General features: G+C 75.3%; 11 protein-coding genes. 3 read left to right on the top strand and 8 right to left on the bottom strand.

Annotation, left to right across the window (positions count from 1 at the left end; translation table 11 throughout):
• On the bottom strand, positions 1-978 hold the full coding sequence (locus SM452_RS05645; protein WP_463839421.1) for an ATP-binding cassette domain-containing protein: 978 nt from the start codon (positions 976-978) through the stop codon (positions 1-3).
• An 85-nt stretch (positions 979-1,063) separates the two neighbouring features.
• Complete coding sequence (locus tag SM452_RS05640) at positions 1,064-2,224, bottom strand: glycosyltransferase (RefSeq protein WP_463839420.1); 1,161 nt, start codon at positions 2,222-2,224, stop codon at positions 1,064-1,066.
• Positions 2,225-2,295: 71 nt separating this feature from the next.
• On the opposite strand from SM452_RS05640, the gene SM452_RS05635 reads away from it, so the two are divergent.
• Both SM452_RS05635 and SM452_RS05630 read left to right on the top strand, forming a co-directional pair.
• Positions 2,296-3,234, top strand: a complete 939-nt coding sequence (locus SM452_RS05635; protein WP_463839419.1) for a 3-oxoacyl-[acyl-carrier-protein] synthase III C-terminal domain-containing protein — start codon at positions 2,296-2,298, stop codon at positions 3,232-3,234.
• 15 nt (positions 3,235-3,249) lie between these two features.
• Complete coding sequence (locus SM452_RS05630; RefSeq protein WP_463839418.1) at positions 3,250-4,215, top strand: 2-hydroxy-acid oxidase; 966 nt, start codon at positions 3,250-3,252, stop codon at positions 4,213-4,215.
• Here the strand turns inward: SM452_RS05630 and SM452_RS05625 are convergent.
• The 6 genes from SM452_RS05625 to SM452_RS05600 all read right to left on the bottom strand — a co-directional run bounded on the left by SM452_RS05625 (position 4,120) and on the right by SM452_RS05600 (position 11,444).
• Positions 4,120-5,145 (bottom strand): aminotransferase class I/II-fold pyridoxal phosphate-dependent enzyme, encoded by a 1,026-nt coding sequence (locus tag SM452_RS05625; protein ID WP_463839417.1) that lies wholly within the window; start codon positions 5,143-5,145, stop codon positions 4,120-4,122. The genes SM452_RS05630 and SM452_RS05625 overlap by 96 nt on opposite strands.
• A complete protein-coding gene (locus SM452_RS05620) occupies positions 5,145-6,419 on the bottom strand; it encodes an FAD-dependent oxidoreductase (protein WP_463839416.1) in 1,275 nt (424 codons plus the stop codon). The genes SM452_RS05625 and SM452_RS05620 overlap by 1 nt, the downstream gene beginning before the upstream one ends.
• Positions 6,416-8,116 (bottom strand): prenyltransferase, encoded by a 1,701-nt coding sequence (locus tag SM452_RS05615; protein ID WP_463839415.1) that lies wholly within the window; start codon positions 8,114-8,116, stop codon positions 6,416-6,418. Before SM452_RS05615 ends, SM452_RS05620 begins: the two co-directional genes overlap by 4 nt.
• Positions 8,113-9,150 carry a UbiA family prenyltransferase gene (locus SM452_RS05610; protein WP_262011932.1) on the bottom strand — a complete coding sequence of 346 codons (1,038 nt, stop codon included), beginning with the start codon at positions 9,148-9,150 and terminating at the stop codon, positions 8,113-8,115. Before SM452_RS05610 ends, SM452_RS05615 begins: the two co-directional genes overlap by 4 nt.
• Positions 9,147-10,166 carry a polyprenyl synthetase family protein gene (locus SM452_RS05605; RefSeq protein ID WP_366619478.1) on the bottom strand — a complete coding sequence of 340 codons (1,020 nt, stop codon included), beginning with the start codon at positions 10,164-10,166 and terminating at the stop codon, positions 9,147-9,149. The genes SM452_RS05610 and SM452_RS05605 overlap by 4 nt, the downstream gene beginning before the upstream one ends.
• Before the next feature lie 252 nt (positions 10,167-10,418).
• Positions 10,419-11,444: a methyltransferase gene (locus tag SM452_RS05600; protein WP_463839414.1), complete on the bottom strand. Its 1,026-nt coding sequence runs from the start codon at positions 11,442-11,444 to the stop codon at positions 10,419-10,421.
• A gap of 161 nt (positions 11,445-11,605) precedes the next feature.
• On the opposite strand from SM452_RS05600, the gene SM452_RS05595 reads away from it, so the two are divergent.
• On the top strand, positions 11,606-12,469 hold the full coding sequence (locus SM452_RS05595) for a TauD/TfdA dioxygenase family protein (RefSeq protein WP_194799059.1): 864 nt from the start codon (positions 11,606-11,608) through the stop codon (positions 12,467-12,469).
• Positions 12,470-12,475 lie beyond the last annotated feature (6 nt).

The following is a 12,475-nucleotide window of genomic DNA, read 5'->3' as shown; positions in this document are numbered from 1 at the left end:
TCACTCGGCGAGCGACCGGCCGGTCTTGGCCAGGAACACGTCGTCGAGGCTGGGCCGGCGGGCCTCGATCGCGCCGGGCTCGATGCCCCTGTCGTAGAGCGCCCGCATGATCTGCGGGATGGCGGTGGCGGCGCTGTCCACGTAGAGCCGCAGTGTGCCGTCGACCGGCTCGGCCGCGTGCACGTACGGCGCCTCGGCCAGCAGCTTCGTCGCGGCCGGCAGATCGCCGCCGGCCTGGTCCGCGACGTCGGCGGTGGCGAAGTCGACGGCGACCACGTCGCCGGAGATCTCGCGTTTGAGCGCCGACGGGGTGCCCTCGGCCACGATCCGCCCGGCGTCGATGATCGAGACCCGGTCGCAGAGGCTGTCGGCCTCGTCCAGGTAGTGCGTGGTGAGGAAGATGGTCATGCCCTCCTCGCGCAGCCGTCGTACCTCCTGCCACATCCGGACCCGGCTGGGCGGGTCGAGCCCGGCGGTGGGCTCGTCCAGGAACATGACCTGCGGCGAGTGGATGACACCCAGCGCGACGTCGAGGCGGCGGCGCTGCCCGCCCGAGTACGTCTTGATCTTGCGGTCGGCGAAGTCGTCGAGCTGGAACGCGTGGATCGCGCCGACGGCCAGGTCCTGCGCCACCGACTTGGACAGCCCGTGCATGCGGGCCTGGAGCACCAGGTCACGCCGGGCGGTGGAGTCGTCGTAGGTGCCGCTGGCCTGTGCCACGAAGCCGATCCGTCGCCGGACCTGCGCGGGCGCGCGCAGCAGGTCGACCCCGGCGATGGTGGCCGCTCCCCCGCTGGGCCGGATCAGCGTGGCGAGCATCCGCAGCGTGGTGGACTTCCCGGCGCCGTTCGGGCCGAGGAACCCGACGATCTCGCCGCGCCGTACCGCGAAGTCGACGCCGCGCACGGCGTCGACTGTGGTGGCGCCGCGCCCGCGTCCGACCCGGAAGGACTTGCGTAGGCCGGTGGCCTCGATCATCGAGCCTCCTCGTGCGGCACGACGCCGGCGCGGGTGCGTCAGGTCAGGCTAGTTCCGCGCCGACGGTTGGACAACGGTCGATGCGTCAGGCGTCGGGAGCCGTCCGTGCCAACGCGGCGAGGTGCGCCGCCGCCGCCCGCGCGCCGCCGGCCGTCGCGAACGACTCACCGACCCGGCGCGCCCCGGCCCGGTACGCCGGCTCGTCGAGCACCGCGCTCAGCGCGGCGGTCAGCTCCGCCGGGGTCGCCGAGTGAAAGGCGACCTCCAGGCCGGCGCCGGCCCGCCGCACCTGACGCGCGACCGCCGGGTGGTCGTGCCGGATCGGCGCGACCACCACCGGTACGCCGTGGGCCAGCGCCTCGGACACCGTGCCCAGCCCGCCGTGGGACACCAGCGCGTCGAGCCGGGGCATCAGCTCCAGCACCGGCACCCGGGGCGCGACCAGCACGTGCGGCGGCGGGTCGGGCACCAGGCCCGGCCCGGCGGTGAGGATCACCTGGACCCGGCCGGCGAGCGGCGCGGTCGCCGCCGTCATCCGCCGGAAGAAGTCGGCGGCGAGGTGCTCGGCCATCGTGCCGACGGTGACCAGCACGTGCCGGCGGCCGGGATCCCACGCCTCCCAGGCGAACGGGGGCGCGTTCGGCCGCCGTCCCAGTGCCGGCCCGGTGAGCACGCAGCCCGGCGGCAGTGGCGCCGGGCCGGTCAGCGTCGTCGTGGTCAGCCCGATCACGAGGTACGGCGAGAAGCGCAGGTCGATCGTCTCGTCCACGGGGACGTCGGTCATCGCCCACACCCGGCGGACCTGGGCGCGTACCCAGTCGGTGAACTCGGGCATCTCCCCGGTGGGCGGCGTCAGCTCCAGCATGCCGACGCAGAACGTCGCCCACGGCAGCCCGCGGCGGTGCGCGGCGAGCGCGCCGGCCAGTGCGTACTGGTCGGCCACCACCACGTCCGGCTCGTACCGCTCGACCGCCGCGTCGGCGGCGTCGCGGATGAACCGGTTGGCCGGCAGCACGTGCCCCTCCCAGAGGCTGCGCACCGAAGCCGCCCCGGACGCGCCGTCGGGCCGGTAGTAGCGCTTGCCGGTCGGGAACAGCACGGCGTCCGGGCCGACCAGCGGGCGCAGGTCGCTGCGCGGCCCGACCCAGGCCACCTCGTGCCCGGCCGCCTCCAGCGCCTGGGCGATGGCGACCGGGGCGTGCAGATGGGACTCCACCGGCAGCACGACGAACAGGAAGCGAGCCACGTCGATATGATCGCACGCGCGTTGACATCCACCTGTGTCACTGATCTGATCCGTGTCGTGACGGTACGCGTATGACGGCGATCGACGCCGTCTCGGTGTTCCTGCCGCAGCGCCGGGTGCCGGTCGAGAGCCTGGCCGCGCCGCTGGGCCTGACCGACATGCAGGTCCGCCTGTTCGGCCGCTTCCACGGCCTGACCGAGGTCCGCCGCGATCCCGCGCTGTCCCTGACCGACCTGCTGCTGCGCGCGGCGGGCGGCCTCACCGCGCTGCCCACGCTGCGGCATCGGGTGCGGTTCGTGGTGTACGGGCGGGCGTTCCCGGTGGTCACCCCCTATCCGGTCAACCCTCTGCACGAGGTGTGCCGCACGCTCGGGCTGAGCCACGCGCTCGCGTTCACGCTCACCCAGCAGTCCTGCGCGAGCGCGCTCGCCGCGATCGACGTGGCCGGGCGGCTGCTCGCGTCCGAACCGGACACGCCGGACGGCCCGCCGCTCGCGCTGGTGCTCACCGGGGAGAAGGCGTTCACCCGCGACGCCCAGTTCATCCCGGAGACGTCGGTGTTCAGCGAGGGCTCCTCGGCCTGCCTGCTCAGCGCCGGTGGCGGCCGGGACCGGCTGCTCGCGTACGCCTGCCACCAGCGGGGCGAGTTCGACGTGGCAGGCGGCGAGTCCCCGGCGCGGTTCCAGCGGGCGTACCGGCCGGCGCTGGCCGAGGTGATCGGCCGCGCGCTGGACCGGGCCGGGACGGCGCTGTCCGAGCTGCGGCTGGTGCTGCCGCACAACGTGAACCTGATGACCTGGAAGCGGCTGTGCCGGCTGATCGGGCTGCCGCTGGACCGGGTGCTGCTGGACAACGTGACCGAGACCGGTCACGTGTTCTGCGCCGACGCGTTCGTCAACTACCGCACCGCCCGGCAACGCGACCTGCTCCGGCCGGGTGACCGCTACCTGGTCGCGGCGGTCGGTGCCGGGGACGGCGCGACGTTCGCCGCCATGGTGTTCGAGCACTGAGCGGCGGTGGTCACCGTGGAGAGCGGACTCCGCCTGCTGCGGGCCGCCCGTCAGACGGTCACCGGCCCGGCCGCGCTGCTCGGCGATCCCGTGCTGCGCGAGCGCACCGCCGGCTACCTGACGGACCTGACCGGGCCGTACGGGCTGCGCGTGCCGGACGGCCTGTTCGACGCGCCGTCGGAGGCGCTCGGACAGTCCTACGGGGAGATGGCCGCCGAGCTGATCCCGGCGCTCGTGCCGCCGGACGAGCCGGTGGACCTGCTGGTGCTGGCGTTCGCCGTGCACGACATGCTGCCCGGCCGGGCCACCGCGGCGTACCTCAGTCACGTGTGCCCGGGCACGCCGATGTCGTTCGCGCTCTGCGACCAGGGTTCGGCGGCGGCGTTCACCGGGCTGCGGATCGCCCGCGACTACGGCTGCCGCCGCGCCCTGCTGGTCACCGTGGAGCAGTCGGTCCTGCCGTACGACGCGACGGTGCCCGTACCGGCCCGCCACCGGGCGGTGGCCATGCTCTACGGCACCGGCACCGGCACCGGCACCAGCGGCAGCCGCGACGCGCGCGGGGTGCGGGTGACCGCGCTGCGCCAGCACGCGGACGTCGGCGCGAGCGACGTGGCCGCGCTCGCGGCGGCCGAGGTGCGCGAGCTGACGGCCGGGCGTACCGATGTCGCGGTCGTGCTCGGCGCTGACCTCGCGGCCGTGTGGCCCGGCCCCGGCGGCGGCGCGGTGACCACCGGTCCGGAGCGGCAGCCGTCCACCGGGGTCTGGTGGGCGCTGCTGGACCGTCTCGCCGCGGACGCGGCGCGTCCCCGGCCGGTGGTGGTGGCCGACTACGAGCCCGGCCTGGGCTACCTGAGCGTGGCCGCGCTGGCACCGGCGGGCCGGTCAGAGCCCGTCGGCGAGCGCGGCGCGGACGAACGCGCACAGCCGCTCGTTCGCCTCCGGAGCGCCGACGGTGATCCGGACTCCGGCGCCTGGTAGCGCCATCACCAGGATGCCCGCCTCCCGGGCCCGCTCGGCGAACGGCACGGCCCGCTCCCCCAGCGGCAGCCACACGAAGTTGGCCTCGCTGGGCGCGACCGTGAGCCCGACGCCGCGCAGCGCGCCGATCAGGCGGGTACGCGCCGCCACCAGGTCGGTGCACCGCCGGGTCAGTTCGGCGCCCACCTCCGGTGTCAGGCTCGCCACCGCGGCCGCCTGGGCGAGCGCGGAGGGGAAGAACACCGCCCCGGTGAGCGCGGCGGCCCGGGTGAGCCGGGGCGGCACCACGGCGTACCCGACGCGCAGCGCGGCGAGGCCGTACGCCTTGGAGAACGTACGCAGCACGCAGACGTTGTCGTACGCCCGGTACAGGTCCATCCCGTCCGGTGAGCGCGGGTCGGTGACGAACTCGCGGTACGCCTCGTCCACGATCACCGGCACGTCGGCCGGGACGCGGTCCAGGAACGCCTCGACGTCGTCGCGGAGCAGCGCCGTACCGGTCGGGTTGTTGGGGTTGCACAGCAGCACGCACCGGGTCCGGTCGGTGACCGCGTCCGCCATCGCCGGCAGGTCGTGGTCGTACCCGTCCATCGGGACCGGCACCGCGCGGGCGCCGGCGTTGCCGATGATCAGCGGGTAGCCCTCGAACGACAGGGCCGGGTGGACGACGTCCGGACGCGGCCCGAGGGACTGCACGAGGTGCTGGCACAGCCCGGCCGAGCCGGGGCCGACGAGGATCGCCTCGGGGCCGACACCGAGCCGCGCCGACAGCGCCGCGACGAGCGCCGACGACGTGCGGTCCGGATAGCGCTGGAGCGTCGCGGCGGCGTCGGCGACCACCCGCCGGATCCCTGGTAGCGGCGGGTAGGGCGTCTCGTTCATGGACAGGTCGGCCGGGGGTTGCGTCCCGACGGCGGTGGCAGGCGTCATCATCGCTCACTTTCCGACGGGACCGGTGGGGACGGGGTGTGCGCGTGCCGGTCGGCCAGCAGCCCCAGTTGGTAGAGCCGGTCGACGGCGGACAGCGGCCGCACGTCGGTGCCGGAGAGGTTGCCGGCGGTGAGCCCGAGCAGCCGGGGGTTGGCGGCGGTGCGGCGCATCATCCGCGCGCCGAGCAGCTTCGGCAGTCCGGACACGGCGGTGATCATGCGGGAGGCGTTGTGGCTGACGGTGGCGACGTGGTCGAGCCGGCGCCGCCGGGCCGACTCGAAGGCCCGCAGTGCCCGGTCCACGGCGGCCGGTTCCGGCGCGCCGCCCTCGGCGGCCAGGCAGGTGGCGAGCGTCTCGGCGTCACCGAGGGAGCTGTTGACGCCCTGGGCCGCCATCGGGTGCACCGCGTGGGCGGCCTCACCGGCGAGCGCGAGCCCCGGTACGGCCAGGCGCGCGCTGCGCAGCCGGTAGACGGCGAGCAACTGGCGCCGGTGCAGGCTCGCGCGCACGGCCGGGGCCAACGGACGGATCGCCGGCACGTCGGCGAGCAGCCGCCCGCACCACGCGTCCAGGTCCACGCGCCCCCGGAACTCGTCCGGTGTGACCTGCACGTAGAGGCGGCACCGCCCGCCCGGCAGCGGGTAGACCAGGCAGAGCCCCCGGGCGGTGCGGTAGGCGGACACCTCGTCGGCCACCTCGGCGCCGTCCACGTCGAAGGCGACCAGGCCGTGCGGGTACTCCCGGCGTTCCACGCCGATCCCGGCCGCGCGGCGCAGCGGCGAGGACATGCCGTCGGCCGCGACCACCAGCGGCGCCGCGACGTCCCGCTCGGTGCCGTCCGCGACGACCCGGACGCCGTCGATCCGCCCGTCGTGATCGCGCCGGACGCCTGTCACCCGCACGCCCCACCGGACCTCCACCGTGGCCGGCAGCCGGCCGGCGAGCACCGCGCGCAGGTCGCCGTAGTCGGCGCAGAGGATCTGCCGGTACGCCCCGGGCAGGCCGGCGTAGTCCAGGCAGAGCAGCGGCTCGCCGCACGCGTCGCGGATGGCCAGCCGCCCGACCGGCCGCGCGCCGGTGGCCCGCAGGGCGTCCAGCGCGCCCCAGGAGTCGAGGATGCGGACCGTCTCGGGCTGGAGGATCTCGCCCTTGGCGATCGACGCGGGAGCGCGCTGCCGGTCGAGCACGAGCACCCGCAGGCCGAGCGCGCCGAGCGCGTGGGCGCAGGCCAGCCCGCCGGCGCCGGCGCCTGCCACCACCACGTCGGCGGTCATCGGGCCACCGCGCCCGGTGCGGCGCCGGACCGCGCGGCGGCGGCCCTGCGGTACTCGCCGAGCGTCCGCAGCGCGAGCGCCTGGGTGATCACCGCGTTCGGGTAGCGCATGTGGTGGCGGATGTAGTTGCAGACCCGGGCGGCGGGCCAGGCGCCGTCCGGTCCGGCGGCGGCCACCAGCCAGGCGACGCCCCGGTCCACCGCCCCGGCGGCGTCCGGGTCGCCGGTCGCGAGCAGGCCCTGCACCGCCCAGGACGTCTCCTCGACGGTGCCGCCGCTGCCGTCGCCCGGGCCCCAGGAGCCGTCGGGCAACTGGGTGTCGCGCAGCCACCGGGCCGCGCGGCGTACCACCTCGTGCCGGGCGTGCCCGACCCGGGACAGCGCGGCGACCACCACCGCGGTGCCGGAGGTGTGGTCGCGGTACCAGAGGTTCTCGAACGTGCCGTCGGGCGCGGCCCGGGTCAGCAGCCAGGCCGCCGCGCGGGCGATGGCCGGGTGGTCGTCCGGGTGCCCGGCGTCGTGCAGCGCGAGGATCGCCTGGCTGGTGATGGCCGGGCAGGGGCCGTCGTTGGCGAGCCGGGTGTCGCGGACCCACAGGCTCCACGAGCCGCGGCTGTCCTGGCGGCCGACGAGCCACGCCAGGCCCTGGCGCAGCACCGGGTCGGTGCCGGCGCCGGGGAGTCCGGCGAGTGCGGAGAGGATCTCGGCGGACTCCAGCGTGACCGGCCAGCCCCGGGCGTTGGAGTAGCTCCACCCGCCCGGCGGCACGTCCAGCACCTCGAACGCCTCCGTCTTGCGGGCGGCGTGGAGGAACTCCCGGGTGGCGTGCAGCCGGGGGTCGTCGGCGTAGCCGGCCGCGATCAGCCCGGTCGCCGCGTACCCGGATCGGGTGAGGTCGAGGTTGGTGACCGCGTCCCAGGACCCGTCGGGGCGGACCGCGCGGCGCAGCCAGCCGACGACGGCGCGGGCGATGTCGGGGGCTTCGCCGCTGCGGGCCAGGCCGAGCAGGACGAGCGCGGCCGGCCACGGGTCCTCGCTGAGCGCGCCGGTGCGGCCCTCGTGGTCGTGGATGGACCGCAGCAGCCGTACCGCCGCCGGACGGGCGCGGCGCAGCGTGGCCCGGCGCAGCCGGCCCGCGGGCAGCATGCCGGCCTGCATCAGGGCCAGCCCGACGAACGGCGCGGTACGGAACGACAGGTGCTGCCGGCGTACCCGGTCGAACAGGACGATCTCCAGCGGCAGCCGGCGCAGCGGGCCGGCCTCGGCGGTCATCCCGGCCATGGTGAGCAGTTGCCGGCACAGCAGCGAGATCGCCGGGTCGGTGATGGTGTCGACGCCGCCGAGCGCGGCCAGCCGGGCGCGGCCCGCCGCAATCGCGTCGGCGCTGTCCGCCGGTGCGCTCAGCGCCAGCGCGGCGACCGCCACGGCGGTGGGTACGACGGCGGTGCCGGCGCCCACGACGCCACCCCAGCCGCCGTCGTCGTGCTGCGCGCGGCGCAGCCAGGCGGTTCCGGCGTCGACCAGGTCGGCGCAACCGGACGGGTCGGCGGCGTGCAGCGCGGCGACCGCGCCGGCGGTGCCGAGCACCGAGGCGGGCGGGTCGTCGCCGAAGGCGCCGTCGGGGCGGCGGCGGCGGAGCAGCGCCTCGGCGCCGTCGGTGAGGGCCTTCCCGACGGCCTCGGCGGTCACAGCGGTCATGGCGCGTCCTCCAGCGGCAGTCGACTGCGGGTGGCGAGGGTCAGGCCCGCCACCGGCGGGCCGAGTTCGTGCCGGACGCGCATGCCGCGCTGCGCCAGCCAGGTCAGCAGCACCATCGGCAACGCGAGCGCGAGCTGCACGGCGACGCCGAGGCCGAGCCCGACCGCCGCCGAGGCCAGCACGACCCGTTCGACGACCAGGACCGAGTGGGCGCGCAGCGCCACCAGGACGGGCATCCCGTCGCGGCGCGCCACCAGCGGGGCCAGCGCGACGACGCCGGTGGCCAGGACGACGAGCACAGTCGCCAGGTACGCCATCCGCGTGCCCGTGCCGGCCAGCAGTCCGGCGGTCACCGCGGCACCGATCGTGACGGCGTAGAGCGCCACCACGGTCCGTACGGCCACCGGCACGCCCCGGCCCACCGGCAGCGTGCGGTAGCCGCCGGCGCGGTCGCCGTCGATGTCGCGCAGCGCGCCGACCAGGTTGGACATGGCGTCGTGCGACCAGAACGCGACGACGAGCGCGAGCAGCACCGGCACCGCCCAGGCGCGGTCCGGCGCGATCCCGGCGGCGAGCGCGCCGTAGCCGAGCGCGACCGCGCCGAGTGCGCCGCGGACCAGGTTGCCGGCGATCCCCCGGGCCTTGAACCACCTGCTGTACGCGACGATGCCGCACCCGGCCAGCAGCGCCGCCAGCGTGGTGCCCCATCCGTCCAGCACGGCGAGGACGCCGAGCGCGGCGAAACAGGCGCTGCCGCACCACAGGGCCGTGCCCGCGCGCAGCCGGCTGGACGGGATCGGCCGGTGCGGTTTGCTGCCCGCGTCGAGGTCCCGGTCGAAGTAGTCGCCGAGGTAGTGGCCGCCGAGCCAGCCGGCGGTGGGCGCGGCCCAGGCCGACAGCAGCAGCCACGGGTCGTGCCGGCCACCGGCCACTGCGGCGCCGGCCAGGCCGACCAGTCCGACGTACCAGAGGGTGTAGGGCCGCCAGGTCTCCACGTGGGCCCGCAGTGCTCGCACGGCGCCGGCCGTGCTCACGCCATCTCGCTCGTCATCCAGGCCGCGATGCCGGTGAGCACGTCCGCGCTCGCGGACGGGGTGAGCGCTGCGAGTTCGGCGCGGGCCCGCTCGGCGTGCTCCACCATCCGCCGCCGGGCGCCGGCGACCGCGCCCACGTCGTCGAGCAGGGCGGTGACCCACTCGACGTCGCCGGGGCCGGCGCCGCGGCGGTGCAGCACCGCCAGCAGCTCCACCCGTGCGGCGTCGCCGATCGCGTCGTACGCCAGCAGCAGCGGCAGCGTGGGCCGGCCGTTGTTGAGGTCGCTCGTCGCCGGTTTGCCGGTCTGCTCCGGGGTGGACAGGTAGGACAGCAGGTCGTCGCGGATCTGGAACGCGGTGCCGAGGTGCTCGCCGTAGCGGGCCAGCGCGGCGGAGAGCAGCGGGTCGGCGCCGCCGAGCAGCGCGCCGATGTGGCACACAGCGCGGAACAGCGAGCCCGTCTTGAGCCGGATCATCTCCGGATACCAGCGGGCGCCCGCGTCCAGGTCGCCGACGAGCCGCTCCTCCAGCGCCTGGCCCCGGCACAGGTCCTGACCGGCCTCGGCGAGCGCGGTGACGGCGGCGACGACCGAGGCCGCGGGGACGGCCCGGCCGCTCTCCACGATCGCCCGGAAGGCGTGGAAGATGAGGTGGTCGCCGGCCACTATGGCGCCGGGGATGCCGTACGCGACCGGGACCGCCGGGCGGCCGCGGCGCAGCGTGTCGGCGTCGATGATGTCGTCGTGCACGAGCGTCGCGACGTGCAGGTATTCGGTGCCGAGCGCGGCGGCGAGGACGTCCCGTGGCGATCCGCCCACCGCCTCGGCGGCGTGCAGCGTCATCATCGGGCGGAGCATCTTTCCGGCCGGCAGCAGCGCGTAGCGGACGATCGCGTCGAGCTGGTCGGACGTCTCCGGCCACCGCCGGCCGAGTTCGGCGCGCAGCAGCCGCCCCGATTCGCTACGGGCCAGGTCGTCGATGAAGGGCGGATATCGCGTGGAGCCAGCAACCGTCATGACGCGTCGACCCTTTCGCCAGGGATCGGCTAGTCGCCACGCGAGACGTTACCGGTAGGCCCTCCCCGGAACAACCATTGATAAATGCGCATGGACATGGGTGGCCGCAAATGTCGTGACAGCATTCTTCAGCACATTGACCGAAGCACCGAGAAATCCGCCGTTTGACCCACGGCCGCCATGTCGATGCATATACGTCAATGTTCGGGCGCACGGGACGGCACCGGACAGGTACGACCCGCCCCGGCCGGGTCAGGCGCCGGCGGCGAACTCCATGAGCGTCAGCCCGTCGGTACCGCGGTAGGTGCGCCGGGGCGCCAGACCCGCGGCGGCGGCCAGCGCGGCGAACTCCGGCACCCCGCGCTCCCGTCCGCCGACGAGCACCAGCATCCGCAGGTCGTACGGCGACAGGTGCGGCACGTGCGGCATCGTCGGCAGCACCTCGATGACGAGCACCCGCCCGGTGGTCCCGGCCGCCTCGGCGCAGCGGCGCAGGATCGCGGTGGCGTGGGCGTCGCTCCAGTCGGTGAGCGCGCGGGAGACCACGTACACGTCGGCGCCGGGCGGCAGCGGGGCGAAGAAGTCCCCGACCACGGTCTCGGCCCGGTCGGCCAGCCCGCACGCGGCGAACGTCGCGGCGGCGGTGGCCACCGGCTCGTCGCGGTCGACGAGCGTGCCCCGCAGGTGCGGATGGGCGCCCAGCACCTCCCGCAGCAGCCCGCCCGCGCCGCCGGCCACGTCGACCACGTGGCCGGCCTCGTGCCAGGGGTAGAGCGCGGCGACCTCCGGCGCGGTGAACCGCTGCTGGCTGAGCATCAGCGCGTCGAAGTAGGCACGGTGGTCCGGGTGGGCGTCGAGGTCGGCCCAGAAGTCACGCCCGTGCACCTCCCGGTACCCGGGCCCGCCGGTGCGGATCGCGTGCGGCAGGCCCGTCCAGGCCAGGTCCATCCGCGCGCCGAGCCCGGCGAGGTCCAGGTAGGCGCCGTGGCCGCCGCCGTCGCGGTCGCAGAGCAGCTCGCCGACGTCGGTCAGGCCGAACACGTCCGGCGACACCTCGACGAACACGCCCCGGTGCACGAGGTAGCGCAGCAGGCGGCCCAGTGCGGCGGCGTCCGCGCCGCAGGCGTCGGCCAGCTCACCCAGACCGGTGACGCCCGCGGCGATCCGGTCCGGCACGCGCAGCGTCACCGCCGTGCGCACCGCGAACGGGGTGGCCAGGTCGGTGAGCCGGTCGAGCCGCTCCCTCGCGTCACCCTCGATCGGGGCATCGATCGACACCGGCGCCTCCTCCCGCGTCGCGGGCCGGCACCGCCGCCCCCGCCGGTGCGCATGCTTCCAGGCGTACGGCGGGTGAGTCAACGACGACGGCTGGTGAGGACATTCATGGACGTGGAACAATTCGCGGGCCAGCGCAGGCGCGCAGACCGGAGGGATCATCGATGACCACATCCATCGCGGCCGAGGTCCGGCTCGTCTCCGGCGCGCTGGGCGCCGAGGTCCACGGCATCGACCTGAACACGCTCACCGACGAGGGCTTCGCGCTGATCCACGACCTGCTGCTCAAGCACCAGGTGGTCTTCCTCGCCGGCCAGACCGGGCTGACGCCGCAGGCGCACGTCGCGTTCGGCCGCCGCTTCGGCGAGGTGGAGCTGCACCCGTACCTGCCCCGGCTGGACGGGCACCCGGAGATCGTCGTCATCGACTCCGCCGACGGCGGCAAGGTCGACGTCTGGCACACCGACATGACGTTCCACCAGAGCCCGCCGATCGCCTCGATCCTGCACCTGATCCAGCTGCCCGAGGTCGGCGGCGACACCATGTGGACCAACCAGTACCGGGTCTACGAGGCGCTCTCCGCGCCGATGCGGGACCTGCTCGACGGGCTGACCGCCATCCACGTCATCCGGATCGGCACCGAGTTCACCAGCCGGGCCGAGCATCCGGTGGTCCGGGTGCACCCGGAGACCGGGCGCCGCTCGCTGTACGTCAACCGGCTGTTCACGTCGCACATCCCGCAGCTGACCCGCAACGAGAGCGACGCGCTGCTGGAGCACCTGTTCACCTTCTCCGAGAGTCCCCAGTTCACCTGCCGCTACCGGTGGCGGACCGGGGACGTCGCGGTGTGGGACAACCGGGTCACCCAGCACTACGCCGTGAACGACTACGACGGGCTGCGGCGCGGGCAGCGGATCACCGTGCTCGGCGACCACCCGACCGGCGACGAGCCCCGGTGGGAGCACTACGTGCCGGCACCCGGCGAGCGCTACTGGCCGGGCCGGGTCAACGCGGTGGAGAGCTACTGACCGCCG

Source organism: Micromonospora sp. SYSU B005 (assembly GCF_055362685.1).
This window is presented reverse-complemented; position numbering and strand designations above follow the sequence as displayed.